A 19,253-nucleotide genomic window follows, 5' to 3' on the forward strand; every position below is an offset into this window, starting at 1 on the left:
ACCGCCTCCTGCGACGGGCGGTTTCGTTACCGGACAGCGCCGATCGTACGGTACCCCGGCAAAACGCGAACAGTCGGCCGAACGGCCGGTGCGCATGCGTCGGCCGGCGAGGGTTTTAGACGTTTACCTTCAAACAATCGAAAACGCGCGTCGAACGCGTTCGCGTTGTGCTTCAATGAATCCGGTTTGTACTCCTACTAAAAAGACAGGTTCAGAACAGGCCGGATCATTCACTCACAGGAGACAGTCGATGGCACGGAAACGGTTTTGATGCGGCAGGCACGATGGTCTGCAATACCGCCGAACTTCCTTCGATGAAAGCAGGTTATCCCAGAGGCCCCCACCCATGTCCTCCAGACGACTCATGACCGTCGCGGCCGCCGTGTGCGCCGCGCTGGCCATCGCCGCACCGTCGGCCGGCGCCGCCGCGCCGACCGTGTCCGATCCGTTCTACACGTACACCGGCACCACGCCGCTGGCGTCGATTCCGCCGGGCACGGTGCTCAAGACGCGCAACGTCACCTATCACGTGGCCGGCATTCCGACCGCCGTGACCGCGCAGCAGTTGCTGTACCGCACCAACAACGCGCGGAACCAGCCCGTCGTCAACGTGACGTCGGTGATTCGCAGCCAGGTCAGCAACGGCCACGCCATTTCGTACCAGTCGGCCTACGATTCGCTGAACCCGTACGACGAGCCGTCGCAGGTGATCGCCGGCGACCGCGACGTGACCAAGGTCATCAACGTCGGCACGCTGCTCTACAGCGCGGAATCGATCCCGCTGTCGACGCTGCTGCTGCTCGGCTACAACATCATCGTGCCCGATACGGAAGGCCAGACGGCAGACTTCGCGGCCGGCCCCGAATACGGGATGACGACGCTCGATTCGATCCGTGCGGCGCTCAATACGCCGTCGACCGGCCTGAATCCGTCGAGCAAGGTCGCGATGATCGGTTATTCCGGCGGCGCGATCGCGACGAACTGGGCCGCGCAGCTCGCGCCGAGCTATGCGCCCGACGTCAACAAGCAGCTCGTCGGCGCGGCGGAAGGCGGCGTGCTGGTCGATCCCGCGCACAACCTGCGTTACGTCGACGGCAGCATCGTGTGGGGCGGCGTCGCGGCGGCGGCGCTCGCCGGGCTGGTGCGCGGCTACGACTTCGACCTGACGCCGTATCTCAGCGATACCGGCGTGGCCGTGTTCAAGGACATCCAGAACCAGTCGCTCGCGTACATCCTGCCGAAGTACACGGGGCTGCGCTGGGGCACGCTGTTCAAGCCGCAATACGCGAACGACATCAACAGCATCCCGGCGTACGTGACGTATGCGAACAAGGTGAATGCGGGGCTGGCCGCGTCGCCGACGATCCCGATGTTCATCGGCCAGGGCACGGCCGGGGTGCTCGACGGCACCTTCAGCAGCCAGGTGGGCGACGGCGTGATGCTCGCGTACGACGTGCGCGCGCTGGCGCAGAAGTTCTGCGCCAGCGGCACGCGGGTCACGTACACCGAGTATCCGCTCGAGCATGCGGGCGCGATCGTGCCGTGGGTGGCCGGGATGCTGCCCTGGCTCTACGACCGCTTCAACGGGAAAGCCGCGCCGAGCAATTGCTGGCTGACGTCGCTGCTGCCGAGCAACTCGCTGGCGCCCGAGACGTTGCATTAGGCGCGACGGCGTACGACTGGATGCATGGCCGGGCGATCTTTTTCGGGTCGCCCTTTTTTACGATGTTTCGACGTCGGTCGCGTGACCGGTGTGACGACTGTCCGCCTTCCCCTGCCGTCCCCCGCTGCCGCCTTCTCCGGGTGCCATAATCGAGCCTGCCCATCATTCCAGACGTCCCCCGGAGAATCACCATGCAGAACCTCGACAATCCTTCCCACGATCGCGAGGTAGGCAGCGCCGACGCGACGCAGGACACCACGCGCATCGACGACGTCCGCATCGGCGCCGTGCGCCCGCTGATTTCGCCGGCGCTGCTGCTGGACGAGCTGCCGGTGCCGGCCGGCACGCAGACGCTCGTCGAGGACACGCGCCGCGCGATCGGCGACATCCTGCACGGCCGCGACGACCGGCTGCTGCTCGTCGTCGGCCCGTGCTCGATCCACGATCACGACCAGGCGCTCGACTACGCGCGCCGCCTGAAAGCCGCCGCCGACGCGCTGAAGGACGACCTGCTGATCACGATGCGCGTCTACTTCGAGAAACCGCGCACGACGGTCGGCTGGAAGGGCTACATCAACGACCCGCGCCTGGACGGCAGCTTCCGCATCAACGAAGGGCTGCGCGCCGCGCGGCAGCTGCTGCTCGACATCAATGCGCTCGGCCTGCCGGCGTCGACCGAATTCCTCGACCTGCTGAGCCCGCAATACATCGCCGACCTGATCGCGTGGGGGGCGATCGGCGCGCGCACGACCGAGAGCCAGAGCCATCGGCAGCTCGCGTCGGGCCTGAGCTGCCCGATCGGCTTCAAGAACGGCACCGACGGCGGCGTGCAGGTCGCGTCGGATGCGATCGTCGCGGCCGCCGCGAGCCATGCGTTCATGGGGATGACGAAGATGGGGATGGCCGCGATCTTCGAGACGCGCGGCAACGACGACGCGCACGTGATCCTGCGCGGCGGCAAGACCGGCCCGAACTACGACGCCGAGCATGTCGAGGCATGCTGCGCGGTGCTGCGCAAGGCCGGGCTGCGCGAGCAGGTGATGGTCGACTGCTCGCACGCGAACTCGAACAAGTCGCACGACCGGCAGGTCGACGTCGCGCAGGATCTCGCGCGGCAACTGTCGCAGGGCGAACATCGGATCGTCGGCGTGATGGTCGAGAGCCACCTCGAAGCCGGGCGCCAGGACCTGAAGCCGGGCGTGCCGCTGAAGTACGGCGTGTCGATCACCGATGCCTGCCTGAGCTGGGCGCAGACGGAGCCGGTGCTCGACGTGCTGGCCGATGCCGTGCGGCACCGGCGCACCTATTCGCGGAATGCGTGACGCCGCGTGGCGGCGCGGCGCCGGCCGCGCCGTTCGAGGCGCCGCGAAGATCGGGGGCCATCGGTGAGGTTGTCCTGATCGACGGGCATCGATGCCATTTTTCCGCGCCGCCCGCCCGGTCTGTCCGCACGATCATTGATCCTGATCCGGCTCGTCCGGCGTGTCACGTTGCACCCTGGGCGCACGATCCGCCGAATGCCGCTACCATGAAGCCGTGTCGCACGCTGCGGCCCGGCTGCGCCGGTCCGTCACGTACACATGGCGTGGCGGTGCGGCCGGCCGCCACGCGACCGACGAAGCGCGGGGCGCTCACCGATCAGCCGTTGCGTCCGCGCCGCTTCGTCCCCGGAATCAACAACAACCGAACCGGAGTGCAACGCATATGAAGTTTTACAAGACCCTCATCGCAGCAACCGTCCTCGCGTCGAGCGTCAGCGCGCACGCGCAGATCGCGGGCGCGCAGCCGATCAGCGTGACCGTCGAGCAGTCGCAGGCGCTGCTCGAAGGCTGGAGCGTGAAGAAGAGCGTGCTCGGCAAGACCGTGTACAACGACGAGAACCAGAAAGTCGGCAAGGTGCGCGACCTGATCGTCGCGCCGGACGGCTCGGTGTCGGCCGCGATCGTGTCGGCCGGCGGCTTCCTCGGCGTGGCCGCGCACGACGTCGCGGTGCCGATCGCGTCGCTCGACGTGCGCAACGGCAACATCTACCTGCCGGGCGCGACGAAGGAAGCGCTGAAGGCCACGCCGGCGTTCCAGTACGCGAAGGTGCCGTCGCCGCCGAAGCCGAAGAAGCTCGACGAAAAGCACTGACCTGCGTTACCGGCGCGGGGCCCGCTGCGCGATGCGGCGGGCCCCGCGTTTTCATTTTCGCTCAGCGCTGCGATGTCTCGTCCGGCGGCGCAAGCGCCACGACATGACTGATCCCTTCGTGCGCCATCTTCGTATACGGGCTGAAGCGCTCCGTATTGCGCACGAGCTCCGCCGCCACTGCGCGTTCGACACCCGGCAGCCGCACGCGAATGTTCGCGTTCAGCATGAACAGCCCGTCCACCGGATCGCGACAGAAGTCGATCGATGCGGACACCGATGCCCCGGCGATCGACACGCCCGCCCGTGCAGCCAGCAGGCTCAGCGCGCCGTGAAAGCACGCCGCATAGCTCGCGGCGAACAGTTGCTCCGGATTCGGGCCGTCGCCGGGCCCGCCGAGCGCGGGCGGCAGGCGCAGCTCGACATCCAGGCGCCCGTCGTCGGAACGCGCGACGCCGGAGGCGCGGCCGTGCTCCGCCGTCCCGCCCGTGACGGTCACCGTCGTCGAGTACAGCGTTTGCGGTTCCCGACCGCGATACCGGTCGAGCAGCGAGAGGGGCGGCGGGCGCAGCGGCGTCATGGTGTGCGATCCGGCGGCGGCGTTCAGCGCGCGAGCGCGTTCTGCCGGAACCACGTGTCGAAGGTCGTCGCGCCGAGGCGCGCACCGGGCGCCGGCACGAGCGTGTCGTCCTGCAGCACCGCGCCGAAGTAGTCGGCGTCCGCATCCCGCGTCACCGTGCGCGCGTCGTGCGTGGCCGACAGAAAACGCTCGACCAGATCGGCGATCCGCACGCGCTCGGGGCCGCCGATTTCGGCGATGCCGTTGCGCGGCGCGTCGAGCGCGAAGTCGGTCACGGCGGCCGCGACGTCGTCGGAGGCGATCGGCTGGAAGTGCGCGGTGGTCAACCGCACCGTGTCGCCTTGCGCGCCGGCCTGAGCGATCGCCCCGACGAATTCGAAGAACTGCGTCGAACGCACGATCGTGTACGGCACGCCTGCCGCGCGGATCAGGTCTTCCTGGATGATCTTGCCGCGGAAATACGCGCTCTGCTGCAGTCGGTCGGTGCCGACCACCGACAACGCGACGTGATGACGCACGCCGGCCGCGCGCTCCGCGGCGAACAGGTTGCGCCCCGACGCCTCGAAGAACGCCTTCACGGCCGCTTCCTCGAATGACGGCGAATTCGCGAGATCGACGACGACCTCCGCGCCGGCGAGCGCGGCGTCCAGTCCCGCACCCGTGATCGTATCGACGCCCGTCGACGGCGCTGCCGCCACCGCGTCGTGGCCGCGTGCGATCAGGTTCCTGACGACCTTGCTGCCGATGAGGCCGGTACCACCAATCACGACGATTTTCACGATTGCTCTCCTTGAACGGGCGCGCGACATGCACGCCGCTTGAATGTGCCGAAACCGGCGCCCAGCGCGTTCGCGCGACGGGGCCTGGACCTTGCCGAGCGGTGCACCACCGTATCGGCATGCCGGTCGAACAGCCCGCATCGTAGGCATGCGCCGCGCGATCCGCCAGCGTCCCGCAAGCCCTCATCATGTTGCCGCGAATGCATCAATCGATCGTCTCCAGCGGCGCGATCGTTGTCATCGTCGTTGGGCACTGCAGGTCGCGCGCACGCGTCTGCTCGATCATGTAGTCGATGAACGCGCGGATGCGCGTGGGCAGGTGCTTGCGGCTCAGGTAACAGAGATAGTGGCCGCCGTCGTCCGGCGCATGCTGGCCGAGACAGCTCACCAGCCGGCCGTCGGCGAGCAGGTCGCACACCTGGTACGCGGGCAGTTGCGCGATGCCGAGCCCGTCGAGCGCCGCGCGCACGACGAGATCGATGTCGTTGAACGTGTGATGCGCGGCGAGCTGGCGCTGCTGCGTCACCCCGTCGATCCTGAATTCCCATTCCGTCACGCGGCCCGACGCGGTGCACAGGTTGATGCAGCGATGCCGCGCGAGTTCGTCGACGTGGCGCGGCAAGCCGTGCCGGTGCGCATACGACGGCGACGCGCAGACGATCATCTGCATCGGAATCAGCCGGCGCGCGACGATCGCGCTGTCCTCCATGCGACCGTCGCGAAACGCGACGTCGATGCGGTCGGCGGAGAAATCGGCCGGCCGGTCGTTCAACAGCAGGTCGAGCGTGATGTCCGGATAGCGTGCATGGAAATCGCGCAGCAGCGGGGCGATGACCTTGCGGCCGAAGCCTGGCGTCGAGCCGATGCGCAGGTGCCCGCTCGGCGGTCCGCTGCGCAGCTCGCGCATGTCCTCGAGCGCCTGCGCCAGATGCTCGATGCCGGGCCGGCAGTTTTCGTAGAAGAGCTCGCCTTCGCGCGTCAGCGACATGCTGCGCGTGGTGCGCTGGAACAGGCGTGCGTCGAGCCGGTCCTCGAGCCGTTGCACGTGACGGCTGACCGACGAGCGGCCGACGCCGAGGCGATCGGCGGCGCGCGCGAAGCTGCCCTCGGTGACGACGGCCAGGAATGTGACCACGCCGGCATAGCAGGTCGAGAAGCTGCGCGCGAATGGATCGTCGGCGTCGGGGCGGCGGATGGAGGTATCGGGCATGGAGGCGCTGGAATCGTGGTGTCCGTATGCGACTAGACGTTTCAGCGCTGCCGCCTGTGACACCGCCCGCCGCATTTTTTTCAAAAAGGTCGCGGCGGCGTGCGGGCCGGCTATTTTTCCGGCACGAGCACGGGCGCGCCCTTGTCCTTCAACAGCAGCACGATGAACTTCGCGGGCCGGGTCCGGCTCGCGTTGCGTCCGACCGTGTGCAGGTCGTCCGGACCCTCGTAGAAGGTCTGGCCCGGTTTCAGCGTGACGGGCTCGCCGCCCTTCACCTGCATCACGATCGACCCCTCGACGACGTAGACGAACGCGTCGGCGTGGTGGCGGTGAACGGGGTCGACCGCGCCGGGCGGGTACTCGACCGAGATCATCTGCGCTTCCTTGCCCGGGTAAGCGTCGAGCGGCTTCGTCATCAGCGGCGTGACGATGGCCGAGGGCGCCGCGCGAACGGCGCCGGTCGCGTGGGCCGCGACGACGAGCGCGGACGCGATCACGTGTTTCATGCGAATCATGGTGGTGGCTTCCGGTGGGCCGCCGGCCGACGGCCGGCAGCGAGAGAGGGGGGCGGCCGTCAGGCGAGGTTGGCCTTGTCGAGTCCGAACGCCTTGTCGGACGAGCCCGGCACGGTCCGGAACGCGACGTTCGCGCGATTCCAGCCGTTGATCGCCATCACTTCGAACGTCAGGTCCGACAATTCCTTCTCGGAGAGCTGGCCGCGCACGCGGTCGTAGACATCGTCCGGCACGCCGTGCGCGGGCAGCGTCGTCAGCACTTCGGTCCATGCGAGCGCGGCCCGCTCGCGCGGCGAGAACAGCGTCGATTCGCGCCAGGTCGCCAGATGATGCAGGCGCAGTTCGCGCTCGCCGTGGATGCGCGCTTCCTTCACGTGCATGTCGAGGCAAAAGGCGCAGCCGTTGATCTGGGACGCCCGGACGGACACGAGATCCCGGATCGATTCCTCGATCGCGCTGCTGCGCAGCAGGTTGCTGAGTTCGAGGAGTTTCCGGAACAACTCGGGGGACTGTTGAATGTAGTTGAGACGCTGCGTCATGATTTCTCCTGGCGACGAAGAGGCTGGCCCGCATGGCGCGGGTGTCGTGGGCGGCAGGGCGCCGCGCGAAATCATCTTAGGGGTGTGCATCCGTGCGCGGTAGCCACGCACGGGGACGCATCGTGTTGCGCGCGCTGCACCAATCCGCGCTCGGCGGCGGGCGCGGTCGGCGCGGGCGCGCGATGCGCGCGTCAGCCGGCGGCGCAGGCGGCCGCGATGCGGGCGAGCTTGTCGGGATTGCGCTGCACGAGAAGCCGGACGATGCGCGTGCCGTCGGTCTCGAACGACATCGCCGCTTCGAGCTGCCCGTCGATGAAACGCAGCATTGCCCACTGGCCGTTCAGCACGACCGGCCGCATCTCGACACCGCTGCCGCAGCGCAACCACGTCGCATAGAACAGTTGAGCGATCCGCCGGCCGCCGACCATCGGTTTCGGGAAGCTCTGGACGTGGCCGCCGCCGTCGCCGATCAGCATCGCGTCCTCGGCGAGCAGCGCCTGGATCGACGGGAAATCGCCGTGCGCGAGCGCATGCGTGAACGTCTGCAGCAATCGGCGATGCGTTTCGTGCGGCACCGTGCGCCGCGGCTGGGGATCGTCGCGCAGCCGCGCTCGGGCCCGGCTGACGAGCTGCCGGCACGCGGCTTCGGACTTGCCGATCGCGTCGGCGACCCGGTCGTAGTCGAACTCGAAGATTTCGTGCAGCAGGAACGCCGCGCGCGCTTCCGGCGTCAGCCGTTCGAGCAGCAGGAGGTACGCGACCGACACGTCGTTCGCGCGCTCCGTCATTTCCTCGGGCGTTGCAGGCGATTCGCCGAGCTCCGGTTCCGGCAGCCAGATGCCCGCATAGTGCTCGCGCCGGAGCTTCGCCGCGCGCAGGCGGTCGATCGACGTGCGCGTCGTGACCGCGACGAGCCAGGCCTCGGGGTTCTCGATGCTGCCCCGCGCCGCGTCGTGCCAGCGCAGCCACACGTCCTGCACGATGTCCTCGGCATCCGCGACGGAGCCGAGCATCCGGTACGCGATCTTCTGCAGGCGCGGGCGCAGCGCGTGGAAGGCTTGTGCGTCGTCGGTCATCACAGCCACACCCCGCTGAACCCGAACGTGACGGGCCCGCTCAGGAACACGCTGCCGGTGCCGTCCCATTGAACGGTGACGTCGCCGCCGTCGCACGTCACCCGCACGGTATCGTCGAGCAGCCCGCGCCGGATGCCGTTGACCGCCGCGCCGCACGAACACGAGCCGGACCCGAGCGGCACGCCGCCGCCGCGCTCCCAGATGCGAAGACGAATGTGCGTGCGATCGATGACCTGTACGACGTGCACGTTGGTTTTCCGCGGAAACAGCGGATGCGTTTCGATGGCCGGACCGAGCGCTTCGAGGGCGACCGCATCGACGTCGTCGACGAAGAACGTGCAGTGCGGATTGCCCATGCTGCACGCGGCCGGCGCGCCGGGCAACGGCAGCGCGAGCGTATCGACGGCTTCGGCGACGGGCACGTCCCGCCAGCCGACGCGCGGCACGCCCATCTCGACCTTGATCGACCCGTGCGCGTCGTACGCACACTGCAGGGGCCCGCGATTCGTGCGCAGCACGATCGACGCCGCGCCGGTTTCCCGCATCAGCTGCCACGCGACGCCGCGTGTCGCGCTGCCGCAGGTATCGAGCGTCGAGCCGTCGGGATTCCAGAACGCGACCTGTGCGGCCGCGTCGTCGCAGTCCGTCACCACCGCGAGCTGGTTGAAGCCGATGCCGCTGTGCCGGTCGCCCATGCGCCGCACGAGGTCGCGATCGAGGCGGGGCACGCGATCCCGATCCTGACCGCGCAGGTCGACGATGACGAAGTCATCGCCGTTTGCGTTCATCTTCTGAAATCGGATCGGCATGGCGGTTCCGGAATGGAGACAGGCGAACACTGTACGTGGCTCGCCGTCCACGATCAATCGCATGCCGGCCGATCGCCACGCAACCGGCATCTACGTAATTCTACGTAGTCGCGCGTACGTAGTTATCCGCTTGTAAGCCGCCCCCGTCGCGCGGAATACTACGGCCCATCGTCGCGGCCTTTGCGAGGCCGCGGCACGACGCATCGACGTCACGTGTGCGCGGCCCCTGCGCCGCACGCCATCTAAAACCACATTGGAGACCAGGAGACGCCATGAATCGGGCTTCCAGTACCCTGCTCTGGATCGCGGTCGCGCTGCTCGGCGCGTTCTCGTTCGGCACCATCGCACTCGCACACGGCGAGCGCGTGAGTGCCCTCTGGATCGTGATCGCCGCTGTCTGCGTGTATCTGATCGCGTATCGCTTCTACAGTCGTTTCATCGCCAGCAAGGTCATGCAGCTCGACGGGCTGCGGATGACGCCGGCGGTCAAGTACAACGACGGCCTCGACTACGTGCCGACCAACAAGTACGTGCTGTTCGGCCATCACTTCGCCGCGATCGCCGGCGCCGGGCCGCTGGTCGGCCCCGTGCTCGCCGCGCAGATGGGCTACACGCCCGGCATGCTGTGGATCCTGGCCGGCGTCGTGTTCGCCGGCGCGGTGCAGGACTTCATCGTGCTGTTCATCTCGACGCGCCGCGACGGCCGTTCGCTCGGCGATCTCGTCAAGATGGAACTCGGCACGGTGCCCGGCGTGATCGCGCTGTTCGGCGCGTTCCTGATCATGGTGATCATCCTCGCGGTGCTCGCGCTGATCGTCGTGAAGGCGCTGACCAACTCGCCGTGGGGTACGTTCACCGTCGCCGCGACGATTCCGATCGCGCTGTTCATGGGCATCTATACGCGCTACATTCGCCCGGGCCGCATCGGCGAAGTGTCGGTCATCGGCTTCATCGGGCTGATGGCGGCGATCGCGTTCGGCCAGAACGTGGCCGCGTCGCCGACCTTCGCCGCATGGTTCACGTTCACCGGCACGCAGCTCACGTGGATCCTGATCGGCTACGGCTTCGTCGCGTCGGTGCTGCCGGTGTGGCTGCTGCTCGCGCCGCGCGACTACCTGTCGACGTTCCTGAAGATCGGCACGATCCTCGGCCTCGCGATCGGCATCCTGGTCGTCGCACCGGAACTGAAGATGCCCGCGCTGACGAAGTTCGTCGACGGCACGGGCCCGGTGTGGTCGGGCAACCTGTTCCCGTTCCTGTTCATCACGATCGCGTGCGGCGCGGTGTCGGGTTTCCACGCGCTGATCTCGTCGGGCACGACGCCGAAGCTGATCGACAACGAAACCAACGCGCGCTTCATCGGTTACGGCGCGATGCTGATGGAATCGTTCGTCGCGATCATGGCGCTGGTCGCGGCCTGCGTGATCGAGCCGGGCATCTACTTCGCGATGAACGCGCCTGCCGCCGTGCTCGGCTCGACGCCGGAAGCGGTGGCGAACACCGTCACGCAATGGGGCTTCGTGCTGACGCCCGACATGCTGACGCAGACCGCGAAGGCCGTCGGCGAAACGACGATCATCGCGCGCGCGGGCGGCGCGCCGACGCTGGCCGTCGGCATGGCGCACATCCTGCACCAGGTGATCGGCGGCGAAGCGATGATGGCGTTCTGGTATCACTTCGCGATCCTGTTCGAAGCGCTGTTCATCCTGACGGCCGTCGACGCCGGCACGCGGGCGGGCCGCTTCATGCTGCAGGACCTGCTCGGCACGTTCCACCCGGCGCTCAAGCGTACCGAGTCGCTGCCCGCGAACCTCGTCGCCACCGCGCTGTGCGTGGCCGCGTGGGGCTACTTCCTGTACCAGGGCGTGGTCGATCCGCTCGGCGGCATCAACACGCTGTGGCCGCTGTTCGGCATCTCGAACCAGATGCTCGCCGCGATCGCGCTGGTGCTCGGCACCGTCGTGCTGTTCAAGATGAAGCGCGAACGTTATGCGTGGGTGACGGTCGTGCCGACCGCGTGGCTGCTGATCTGCACGCTGACGGCCGGCTGGCAGAAGATTTTCGACGCGAACCCGAAGGTCAGCTTCCTCGCGCACGCCGCGAAGCTGCAGGCCGCGGTGGATGAAGGCAAGGTGCTCGCACCGGCCAAGTCGATCGCGCAGATGAAGCGGATCATCTTCAACGACTACATCGATGCGGCGCTGGCCGGGCTGTTCATCTTCGTCGTCGTGAGCATCGCGGTGTACGGCGTGATCGCCGTGCTGCGCGCGCGCCGCGAGTCGAAGCCGACCGTGCGCGAGACGCCGTACGAAGCGATGCCGGCCGCGCAGGCGCTCGGCAGCGGACGTTAAGGGGAGGCCGCGATGTTCAGCGATCTTGGCAGCGACCTGCGCAGCGCGGGGCGTTACCTCGGGCAGGCGTTGCGGCTGATGGTCGGCCTGCCCGACTACGACACCTATGTCGCGCACATGCGCGACACCCATCCGGACCGCGAGCCGATGACGTACGAGGAATTTTTCCGCGAACGCCAGAACGCGCGGTACGGGTCGGGCGCCGGGAAGTGTTGCTGAGCCGGACTGTCCAGGCGGTTCGACGATCGAAACGGAAGCGCCGCGATGGCAGTCGCGGCGCTTTTTTCTTTGGCGGCCGGCGACGCACGTCGCGTGACGGCCGCTTCGCCGTTTGCCCGGGCGCAGCACGGCAAAATCCGGCCGCCGGTATCATAGGGGTCCCTCTTTTCCCCGATGGACCGCAGGAGAACACGTCGTGCATGTCGGTGAGCGTTTCAACAGCATTTCCCATCTCGTCGGCGCGGTGCTGTCGGTGGCCGGTCTCGTGGCGCTCGTGACGATGGGCGCGCTCGAAGGCGATCCGTACAAGGTGGTGAGCTTCAGCGTGTACGGCGCGATGCTGTTCCTGCTCTACGCGATCTCGACGCTGTATCACAGCGTGCGCAATCCGCGCCTGAAGGCGATCCTGCAGAAATGCGACCATTCGGCGATTTACCTGCTGATCGCCGGCAGCTACACGCCGTTCACGCTGGTGACGTTGCGCGGCCCGTGGGGCTGGTCGCTGTTCGGCGTGAGCTGGGGGCTCGCCGTGTTCGGCATCGTGCAGGAGCTGACGCTCGGGCGCCGCACGCGCATGCTGTCGATGATCCTGTACGTGCTGATGGGCTGGCTCGCGCTCGTCGCGGTGCGTCCGCTGATTCATGCGCTGCCGCCGGTCGGCACCGCATGGCTCGTGGCCGGCGGCGTGATCTACAGCGCGGGGATCTACTTCTTCATCAACGACGAACGCATCCGCCACGGGCACGGTATCTGGCACCTTTTCGTGCTGGCCGGCAGCCTGTGCCAGTTCGTCAGTGTCGCGATGTATGTCGCGTGAGCGCGTTGTCTGCCGCGGAATGCGCTAGCGTCGCGTGGCGGCCGCCTGCAGGTGCGCGGCCGCTTCGCCGGTTGCCGGTGTCGGCCGCGTCGCGAACCGCCACGATACCGCGGCAAGCGCCGACAGCGCGATCGCCATGACCAGCGCCACCCGCATCGCGACCGAAAACGGCTGCAGCGTCGCGATGCATGCACCGAAGATCGCCACGCCGAGCGCCGATCCGCTCTGCCGCGCCGCGTTCAGTGCCGCCGCCGCGACGCCGGCGCGGTGCCGGTCGATCGTCCCGAGCGCCGGTGACGTCGCGGCCGGCGAGATGAATCCCGAGGCGAAGCCGATCGCGAGCATCGGCGCGACCGCGAGCCACGCCGGTGTCGTCGCGCCGATGCCCGTCATGCCGAGCGCGCCTGCCGCATACAGCCCGAACGCCGAGCACATCGGCCCGCGCGTCCCGAAGCGCGCGACGATCCGCCCCGAACACAACCCGCCGAGCGCCACCATCGCGGTCATCGGCAGGAACGCGAGCCCCGTGTCGAGCGGGCTCGCGCCGCGAACCTGCCGATAGAACAGGCTGAGCACGAACAGCAGGCCGTAGAACACGAACGCCGACGCCATCGACACGAACGTCGATCCCGCGAACAGCCGGTTGCGGAAGAACGCGAGCGGCAGCATCGGTTCGCGGCGTCGCGCTTCGATCGCGACGAAGGCGATCCATGCGGCGACGCTCGTCGCGGCACCGCCGACGATCGGTGCCGAGCGCCAGCCGAGCGACGGGCCTTCGATCAGCGTGCCGATCAGCGCGGCGATCGCGACGGCGGCGGCGGCCTGGCCGGCCCAGTCGAACTGTCGCGACGCGTCGGCGGCGGCGCGCACGACCGTGCGGCCGAGCCAGATGCCGGCGAGCCCGAACGGCAGGTTCACGAAGAACAGGCTGCGCCATCCGAACAGGTCGACCAGCAGCCCGCCGATCAGCGGGCCCGACGCCATCGCGATGCCGCCGCAGCCCATCCACAGGCTGATCGCCGATGCGCGCGCGGCCGGTGCGGGGAAGGCGCGGTTGATCAGCGCGAGCGAACAGGGCACCAGCATCGCGCTGCCGACGCCTTGCAGCGCACGCGCGACGGCAAGTGCCGGAAGGGTCGGCGCGATGCCGCACAGCGCCGACGCGGCGACGAACACCGCGAGCCCCGCGACATGGACGGTGCGATCGCCGAGCCGGTCGCCGAGCGTGCCGCCCGTCAGCAGCAGGCTCGCGAACGCGAGCGTGTAAGCGTTCACTATCCATTGCAGGCCGGCCACGCGGCCGCCGAAGGTGTGCGCGATGTCGGTGAGCGCGACGTTGACGATCGACGCGTCGAGCAGCACGAGCGTGTAGCTCACGCAGGTCGCGGCGAGCACGCGGCGGGCCGCGGCCCGGTCCGGCACGGCGGCCGTCATGCGCGCTCGTGCGCCGGCGTGGCGGCCCGCAGCGCACTGAATCCGACCCATCCCCAGTACACGCGATGATGCGCGATCCGGCCGTCGCGCAGATCCATGACTTCGACGAGATCGACCTGATCGCCGTCCGGCGTGGCGCGCGGATACTCCCAGACGAGCTGGCGGCCGTTCGAGAAGAACAATCCGGTCCGGTACCAGCGTCCGAGCGGGCTGCCCGGATTTTGCAGGCCGGTCGCGAAGAATGTCCCGATCGCGGCCTTGCCGTGCAGCACGCCCGAGCCGTGCGCGGGCAGCGTGACGACGACGAGCGGCGTTTCGAGCACCGCGTCGTCGGCATACAGCGCCATCAGCGCGTCGAGGTCGCGCGCGACGACGGCCGCGTGCCAGTCTTCATGGATGCGCCGGGCATCGGCGTCGGTGTCTGCGGGTGTCATGGCGGGTGTCCGGAAGCGTCGTGAGCGGAAACCCACTGTATGGGCGTACCGCCGCGGGACGTTTCACGTCGACCCGAAACGTGGATGCAGCCTCGGGAAGGCTGCGCCGCGGGCCGCCGTTACCCGGTAAGCGCGTCGAGATTCAGCCCATACGACTTGCCGAGCCACACCGCGCAATCGCGATGGTCGCGCAGGTCGTCGCCGGTATTCGGATGCAGGAAGATGTCGAGCGCGCCGTGGTTCAGCACGAGCCACGGCACGATCTCGTCGAAGCGCGCGGCATCGAACGCGATCTGGTACGACCAGGCCGGATGCGGACCGACGAGGCGCTCGTGAAAGCGGCCGAGCTCGATGACCGCGCCGAACCGTTCGTCGACGACCTGGCGAAACGCCCAGGCCGCGTCGCGGCTGGCCGCATCGAAATAGACGTGCGCGTGCCAACTGTCGATGGCGGTGGTGTCGAGGGCAGCCATGGAAGGACTCGATGAAAATGGGAAGGTATGAGAGACCGTGCGAAACGAAGCGAATGGCCGATGCGTGATTATCGCGCGTCCTTGCCGGGCAAGTCGTGTGGCGATCCGGCGATTCGGCGCCGATGGCTTGTCCTGTGTCAGAAGAACCGTTGGTCCGATGCAATCGTTTCCGCGGTATCCGCATGCGCGATATCACGCCGGGACCCTTGCCGGCAGGTGCGCACGCCACGAGCGCGCCGGCAACACGTCATTTCGGAAACTGAAAAAGCGGCGGGCGTGCCGCTTGCGATCGGGCGCAAAAGCGCGATCAGGTCGTTGAATGAAATAGAGAAATTCCCGCGCGAAGCGATTCGCGAATGGCGCGCGCGCACACCGGATTCCGAAGCCGAAAATATCCATTGCGGAATCGGCTATTCAAGCGGCATGCGGCACGACATACGATGGTTTCAACGTATCGACGATCACGATCGATGCGGGGACAACCATCTGGAGGCCACTATGCGATCCCTCGTTCCCGTTGCGGTTCTTTCCTGCGCACTCGTTGCGCTGCCCGCCGTCAGCTTTGCGCAGTCGGCCGGCCCCGACTGGTCGTCGTATGCCGCGCAGTCGACCTGGTCGGCGGCGCGTGCCGAAACCGACGCGCAACTGATGCAGATGACGCGCGCCGGCTATCGTGCGACGTCGGTCGGCAACCAGAACTATCCGCTTGCGATGCAGCGTGCGCTCGCACGCGTTCACAATCCGGTGCCCGACCGGTCGCGCGAGGAGCGGGCCGCGATGGAAGCGCGCGCCGCGCGCGACGCCCAGAGCGGTCATCCGGTGAAGGCGTTCTTCGTGAAGACCGCGTTCTACCTGAAGGGCGAGAACACCTTCTGATGCGGGAGACGATCATGGGATGCCCGATCCGCTCGACCGGCGTCGCGCGTGCGGCGTTGCCGCGCGTTGAAGTGCCCGCAAGCGGGCACGAAGCATGAAGGCCGCACGCAAAAACCGTCGTCGCGTGCCGTTGACGCGCGAGTGGCTGCTGCCGCTGCCTCCCGCGCATGCACGCGACATCTCGCTGAAATGCCACATGGCGCTCGTCGCGTTGCGTGGCGGGCACGGCAACGAGGCGCTGCTGACGCGGTTGCGCACGAGCGTCTACCTGGTGTTCCTCGCGCTCGACGATACGCGGTACGCGGAAGCGGACATCGACCTGTGCGTCGACGCGGAGCGGGCGCTCGAAGCGAGTGTGGCGCGCGCGGCGCAAAGCGGCGCATGGACGCTGCACGATGACGAATGCGCGGTGCTCGAGCGCGTGCTCGCCGCGCACGACACCTGCGTCGCGACGCTCGCGCGGCATCGGCTGGCCGAACTGTGGCGTGATGTCTGCACGTTCGCGTCGTGCGGCCAGCCGGCGCTCGTTGCGAGCGCGGCGGAGAAGATGCGCGCCCACGTGCCCGACTCGCTGGCCGCGTAGCATCGTGCAGCGGTTTCGCAGGGAGGATGGAGGAGACAGGGCCGGCCGAGCCGGCACGGCGACGGCGTAACGCGGCCCAAAACAAAAGCGCCACGGAGCGAATCCGTGGCGCTATATGTTTATCACCTGCGCGGAGGCACCGCCTCCGCGTGGCGCAACGCGTTTAGGCGGCCGTTGCCGGCTTCGCCGGCTTCTGCAGCTTGCCCTTGCCGGCGCGCTGGATTTCCTCGAGCTTGATCTCGACGTGGCGCGAGAACACGTACTCGGCCGGACGCTGCTTCGCGATCGAGATGTCCGGAGCGAACGGGCCGTCGGTCCGGATGCCCTTGCGGCTCACCTTCAGCGCCTTCAGCGGGTTCGAGATCGTGTCCATCACGGCCGTTGCCTCGAAGCCGCAGTGGACCATGCAGTCCGCGCACTTCTCGTAGTTGCCGACGCCGTAGTTGTCCCACTCCGTCGTTTCCATCAGTTCCTTGAAGGTCTTCACGTAACCTTCGCCGACCAGGTAGCACGGCTTCTGCCAGCCGAACACCGTACGCGCCGGGTTGCCCCACGGCGTGCACTTGTACGTCTGGTTGCCGGCCAGGAAGTCGAGGAACAGCGACGACTGGCTGAACGACCAGCGCTTGCCGCCTTCGCCGCGCTTCAGGATTTCGCGGAACAGGTTCTTCGTCTTGTCGCGGTTCAGGAAGTGCTGCTGATCCGGCGCGCGCTCGTACGCGTAACCCGGCGACACCGTGATGCCGTCGACGCCGATCGGGCCCAGCGTGTCGAAGAACTTCGCGACGCGCTCCGGCACCGCATCGTTGAACAGCGTGCAGTTGATGTTCACGCGGAAGCCGCGGCGCTTCGCTTCCTTGATTGCCGCGACGGCCTTGTCGTACACGCCTTCCTGCGACACCGAGTGATCGTGCGCCTCCTTGTCGCCGTCGAGGTGGACCGACCAGACGAAGTACGGGCTCGGCGCGTAATCGTCCATCTTCTTTTCCATCAGCAGCGCGTTCGTGCACAGGTACACGAATTTCTTGCGCTTCATGATGCCCTTGACGATTTCCGGCATCTCCTTGTGGAGCAGCGGTTCGCCGCCGGCGATCGACACGACGGGCGCGCCGCACTCGTCGACGGCCTGCAGGCATTCCTCGACGGACAGGCGCTGGTTCAGGATCGGATCCGGATAATCGATCTTGCCGCAGCCGTTGCACGCGAGGTTGCAGCGGAACAGCGGCTCGAGCATCAGCGCGAGCGGATAGCGTTTGTTGCCGGACAGGTGCTGGCGCACGATGTACGCGCCGACACGGACTTGTTGGAGCAGCGGAATAGACAAGGGATGTCCTCCTTAAACTTCGCGGGCGACGGCTTGCGTGAGCTTCGCCGGCAGCTTGAATTCGACTTTTTCCTCACGGCCCGCCATCGTCGCGACATCGACGGGCCCCAGCGCGCGCAGCGCGCCGATTACATCCTCGACCATCTCTTCGGGCGCCGACGCGCCGGCCGTCAGGCCGACCGTCTGCACACCCGCGAACCATTCGGCCTTCACTTCCGAGCCGTCGGCGACGAGATAGCTCGGCACACCGCTTTCGGTGCCGATCTCGCGCAGGCGGTTCGAGTTCGAGCTGTTCGTCGCACCGACGACGAGCAGCACGTCAACCTGTTCGCTCAGCTCGCGCACGGCGGCCTGGCGATTTTGCGTGGCGTAGCAGATGTCGCGCGTGTCCGGGCCGACGATGTCGGTGAACCGGCGCTGCAGCGCCTCGATGATGCCGCGCGTATCGTCGACCGACAGCGTGGTCTGCGTGATGTACGCAACCGGCGTGTCGACGGGCAGCGTCAGCGTATCGACTTCGGCTTCGCTCTGCACGAGGATCACCTCGGCCGGAATCTGGCCGATCGTGCCCTCGACCTCCGGATGGCCCGCGTGGCCGATCAGGATCAGCCGGCGGCCCGCCGCGACGTACTGGCGGCCCTGCACGTGCACCTTCGTGACGAGCGGGCAGGTCGCGTCGAGCACGTCGAGCCCGCGCGTTTCCGCGTCGCGCTCGACCGTCTGGGCGACACCGTGCGCGCTGAAGATCGCGACAGCGCCGTGCGGCACCTCGTCGAGTTCCTCAACGAATCGTGCCCCTTTATTACGCAGATTTTCTACGACGTGCCGGTTATGCACGATTTCATGACGCACATAAACCGGCGCACCGTGCTGTTGCAGCGCGCGATCGACGATTTCGATCGCACGGACAACCCCCGCACAAAAGCCGCGGGGCTGGGCAAGGATGACTCGCATAGGTGAGCGAACTCCGACGACAGGCGCCGGGGTTCGAGGAGCTGGCACTCGCTCGCTCGCCCCGGCTTGATGTTATGAAGGCAGGAACGAACCGGCCGGCCAGGCCCCGGAACCCCGAATTAATCGCGCATTTTAACCCTATCGCGCCGTCCGTGCTTTGGTGCTGTATCGGCGCTGTTGCAATTGCGGGAGAGCCGCGTCGGCGCTGGCGCGCGCGGAACCCGGTAAACTGCGCGGTTTCGCGGGCGGCCGCTCCGGCTGCCCGGCGTCGCGCTCATTTCAAGGCCATTCGATGACCGTCGATTCTCACGCATATTGCCCGTCCGCCCGTGCGGTGTCGGGTGTTTTGATCCTGACCCCCATTGATATCGGGCATGCCGGCGCCCGGCAGGAGGCGTGCCGATGATGCTGGCGATCGCTTTCCTGGTGTCCGGCCTGTCGCTCGTGATCTGGATCGTGCTGCTCGTCGCGCGCGCCAGAAGCCGCG

Annotated in this window: 20 protein-coding genes; 8 read left to right on the top strand and 12 right to left on the bottom strand. The window is 67.6% G+C overall.

The features are described from left to right. Positions 1-346: 346 nt before the first annotated feature. From G3N62_RS09330 to G3N62_RS09340, 3 genes are all read left to right on the top strand, one after another. The gene (locus G3N62_RS09330) at positions 347-1,663 is read left to right on the top strand and encodes a lipase family protein (protein WP_124670747.1); all 1,317 of its coding nucleotides are present in this window, start codon (positions 347-349) and stop codon (positions 1,661-1,663) included. Positions 1,664-1,854: 191 nt separating this feature from the next. Continuing rightward, a complete protein-coding gene (locus G3N62_RS09335; protein WP_059559179.1) occupies positions 1,855-2,985 on the top strand; it encodes a 3-deoxy-7-phosphoheptulonate synthase in 1,131 nt (376 codons plus the stop codon). A 382-nt stretch (positions 2,986-3,367) separates the two neighbouring features. Beyond that, complete coding sequence (locus G3N62_RS09340) at positions 3,368-3,796, top strand: PRC-barrel domain-containing protein (RefSeq protein ID WP_006485034.1); 429 nt, start codon at positions 3,368-3,370, stop codon at positions 3,794-3,796. 61 nt (positions 3,797-3,857) lie between these two features. Here the strand turns inward: G3N62_RS09340 and G3N62_RS09345 are convergent, their stop codons facing one another. From G3N62_RS09345 to dapF, 7 genes are all read right to left on the bottom strand, one after another. Further along, on the bottom strand, positions 3,858-4,373 hold the full coding sequence (locus G3N62_RS09345; RefSeq protein WP_049034434.1) for an Ohr family peroxiredoxin: 516 nt from the start codon (positions 4,371-4,373) through the stop codon (positions 3,858-3,860). Positions 4,374-4,396: 23 nt separating this feature from the next. After that, complete coding sequence (locus G3N62_RS09350; RefSeq protein ID WP_124670746.1) at positions 4,397-5,152, bottom strand: SDR family oxidoreductase; 756 nt, start codon at positions 5,150-5,152, stop codon at positions 4,397-4,399. A 205-nt stretch (positions 5,153-5,357) separates the two neighbouring features. Continuing rightward, a complete protein-coding gene (locus G3N62_RS09355) occupies positions 5,358-6,362 on the bottom strand; it encodes a LysR family transcriptional regulator (protein WP_049034435.1) in 1,005 nt (334 codons plus the stop codon). Between the two features lie 110 nt (positions 6,363-6,472). Further along, a complete protein-coding gene (locus G3N62_RS09360; protein ID WP_069705668.1) occupies positions 6,473-6,877 on the bottom strand; it encodes a cupin domain-containing protein in 405 nt (134 codons plus the stop codon). A 59-nt stretch (positions 6,878-6,936) separates the two neighbouring features. Beyond that, entirely contained in the window at positions 6,937-7,416 is a 480-nt protein-coding gene (locus G3N62_RS09365; RefSeq protein ID WP_049034437.1) for a carboxymuconolactone decarboxylase family protein, read from the bottom strand. Positions 7,417-7,607: 191 nt separating this feature from the next. After that, positions 7,608-8,492, bottom strand: coding sequence for an RNA polymerase sigma-70 factor (locus G3N62_RS09370; RefSeq protein ID WP_059559173.1), 885 nt, complete (start codon positions 8,490-8,492; stop codon positions 7,608-7,610). Beyond that, positions 8,492-9,301: a diaminopimelate epimerase gene (dapF, locus tag G3N62_RS09375; RefSeq protein ID WP_124670744.1), complete on the bottom strand. Its 810-nt coding sequence runs from the start codon at positions 9,299-9,301 to the stop codon at positions 8,492-8,494. The genes G3N62_RS09370 and dapF overlap by 1 nt, the downstream gene beginning before the upstream one ends. A 272-nt stretch (positions 9,302-9,573) precedes the next feature. Here dapF and G3N62_RS09380 point away from each other — a divergent pair, with 272 nt between their 5' ends. The 3 genes from G3N62_RS09380 to G3N62_RS09390 all read left to right on the top strand — a co-directional run bounded on the left by G3N62_RS09380 (position 9,574) and on the right by G3N62_RS09390 (position 12,688). After that, complete coding sequence (locus G3N62_RS09380; RefSeq protein ID WP_034187628.1) at positions 9,574-11,652, top strand: carbon starvation CstA family protein; 2,079 nt, start codon at positions 9,574-9,576, stop codon at positions 11,650-11,652. Between the two features lie 12 nt (positions 11,653-11,664). Then, a complete protein-coding gene (locus G3N62_RS09385) occupies positions 11,665-11,871 on the top strand; it encodes a YbdD/YjiX family protein (protein WP_006766647.1) in 207 nt (68 codons plus the stop codon). 196 nt (positions 11,872-12,067) lie between these two features. Next, positions 12,068-12,688: a hemolysin III family protein gene (locus G3N62_RS09390; protein ID WP_034187629.1), complete on the top strand. Its 621-nt coding sequence runs from the start codon at positions 12,068-12,070 to the stop codon at positions 12,686-12,688. A gap of 24 nt (positions 12,689-12,712) precedes the next feature. Here the strand turns inward: G3N62_RS09390 and G3N62_RS09395 are convergent, their stop codons facing one another. The 3 genes from G3N62_RS09395 to G3N62_RS09405 all read right to left on the bottom strand — a co-directional run bounded on the left by G3N62_RS09395 (position 12,713) and on the right by G3N62_RS09405 (position 15,029). Continuing rightward, entirely contained in the window at positions 12,713-14,122 is a 1,410-nt protein-coding gene (locus G3N62_RS09395; protein ID WP_069705720.1) for an MFS transporter, read from the bottom strand. Then, complete coding sequence (locus G3N62_RS09400; RefSeq protein WP_124670743.1) at positions 14,119-14,556, bottom strand: nuclear transport factor 2 family protein; 438 nt, start codon at positions 14,554-14,556, stop codon at positions 14,119-14,121. The genes G3N62_RS09395 and G3N62_RS09400 overlap by 4 nt, the downstream gene beginning before the upstream one ends. Positions 14,557-14,675: 119 nt before the next feature. Further along, positions 14,676-15,029: a DOPA 4,5-dioxygenase family protein gene (locus G3N62_RS09405; RefSeq protein ID WP_034187631.1), complete on the bottom strand. Its 354-nt coding sequence runs from the start codon at positions 15,027-15,029 to the stop codon at positions 14,676-14,678. A gap of 498 nt (positions 15,030-15,527) precedes the next feature. Between G3N62_RS09405 and G3N62_RS09410 the strand changes: the two genes are divergently transcribed. Both G3N62_RS09410 and G3N62_RS09415 read left to right on the top strand, forming a co-directional pair. Continuing rightward, on the top strand, positions 15,528-15,905 hold the full coding sequence (locus tag G3N62_RS09410; RefSeq protein ID WP_034187632.1) for a hypothetical protein: 378 nt from the start codon (positions 15,528-15,530) through the stop codon (positions 15,903-15,905). 94 nt (positions 15,906-15,999) lie between these two features. Then, entirely contained in the window at positions 16,000-16,488 is a 489-nt protein-coding gene (locus G3N62_RS09415) for a hypothetical protein (RefSeq protein WP_059559164.1), read from the top strand. A gap of 163 nt (positions 16,489-16,651) precedes the next feature. Here the strand turns inward: G3N62_RS09415 and hpnH are convergent, their stop codons facing one another. Both hpnH and ispH read right to left on the bottom strand, forming a co-directional pair. Next, positions 16,652-17,812, bottom strand: a complete 1,161-nt coding sequence (hpnH, locus tag G3N62_RS09420; protein ID WP_034187634.1) for an adenosyl-hopene transferase HpnH — start codon at positions 17,810-17,812, stop codon at positions 16,652-16,654. 12 nt (positions 17,813-17,824) lie between these two features. Beyond that, a complete protein-coding gene (ispH, locus tag G3N62_RS09425; RefSeq protein WP_034187635.1) occupies positions 17,825-18,766 on the bottom strand; it encodes a 4-hydroxy-3-methylbut-2-enyl diphosphate reductase in 942 nt (313 codons plus the stop codon). Between the last annotated feature and the right edge of the window lie 487 nt (positions 18,767-19,253).

The organism is Burkholderia sp. Tr-20355 (assembly GCF_017104685.1).
Taxonomy (GTDB): domain Bacteria; phylum Pseudomonadota; class Gammaproteobacteria; order Burkholderiales; family Burkholderiaceae; genus Burkholderia; species Burkholderia seminalis.

Bases quoted from the DNA above. Each gene is read 5' to 3' on its own strand.
- G3N62_RS09400 (WP_124670743.1), bottom strand. From the start codon at position 14,556: ATGACACCCGCAGACACCGACGCCGATGCCCGGCGCATCCATGAAGAC.
- G3N62_RS09415 (WP_059559164.1), top strand. From the start codon at position 16,000: ATGAAGGCCGCACGCAAAAACCGTCGTCGCGTGCCGTTGACGCGCGAG.
- G3N62_RS09330 (WP_124670747.1), top strand. From the start codon at position 347: ATGTCCTCCAGACGACTCATGACCGTCGCGGCCGCCGTGTGCGCCGCG.
- G3N62_RS09370 (WP_059559173.1), bottom strand. From the start codon at position 8,492: ATGACCGACGACGCACAAGCCTTCCACGCGCTGCGCCCGCGCCTGCAG.
- G3N62_RS09355 (WP_049034435.1), bottom strand. From the start codon at position 6,362: ATGCCCGATACCTCCATCCGCCGCCCCGACGCCGACGATCCATTCGCG.
- ispH (WP_034187635.1), bottom strand. From the start codon at position 18,766: ATGCGAGTCATCCTTGCCCAGCCCCGCGGCTTTTGTGCGGGGGTTGTC.
- G3N62_RS09405 (WP_034187631.1), bottom strand. From the start codon at position 15,029: ATGGCTGCCCTCGACACCACCGCCATCGACAGTTGGCACGCGCACGTC.
- G3N62_RS09380 (WP_034187628.1), top strand. From the start codon at position 9,574: ATGAATCGGGCTTCCAGTACCCTGCTCTGGATCGCGGTCGCGCTGCTC.
- G3N62_RS09335 (WP_059559179.1), top strand. From the start codon at position 1,855: ATGCAGAACCTCGACAATCCTTCCCACGATCGCGAGGTAGGCAGCGCC.
- G3N62_RS09340 (WP_006485034.1), top strand. From the start codon at position 3,368: ATGAAGTTTTACAAGACCCTCATCGCAGCAACCGTCCTCGCGTCGAGC.
- G3N62_RS09410 (WP_034187632.1), top strand. From the start codon at position 15,528: ATGCGATCCCTCGTTCCCGTTGCGGTTCTTTCCTGCGCACTCGTTGCG.
- G3N62_RS09395 (WP_069705720.1), bottom strand. From the start codon at position 14,122: ATGACGGCCGCCGTGCCGGACCGGGCCGCGGCCCGCCGCGTGCTCGCC.
- G3N62_RS09385 (WP_006766647.1), top strand. From the start codon at position 11,665: ATGTTCAGCGATCTTGGCAGCGACCTGCGCAGCGCGGGGCGTTACCTC.
- G3N62_RS09360 (WP_069705668.1), bottom strand. From the start codon at position 6,877: ATGATTCGCATGAAACACGTGATCGCGTCCGCGCTCGTCGTCGCGGCC.
- dapF (WP_124670744.1), bottom strand. From the start codon at position 9,301: ATGCCGATCCGATTTCAGAAGATGAACGCAAACGGCGATGACTTCGTC.
- G3N62_RS09365 (WP_049034437.1), bottom strand. From the start codon at position 7,416: ATGACGCAGCGTCTCAACTACATTCAACAGTCCCCCGAGTTGTTCCGG.
- G3N62_RS09345 (WP_049034434.1), bottom strand. From the start codon at position 4,373: ATGACGCCGCTGCGCCCGCCGCCCCTCTCGCTGCTCGACCGGTATCGC.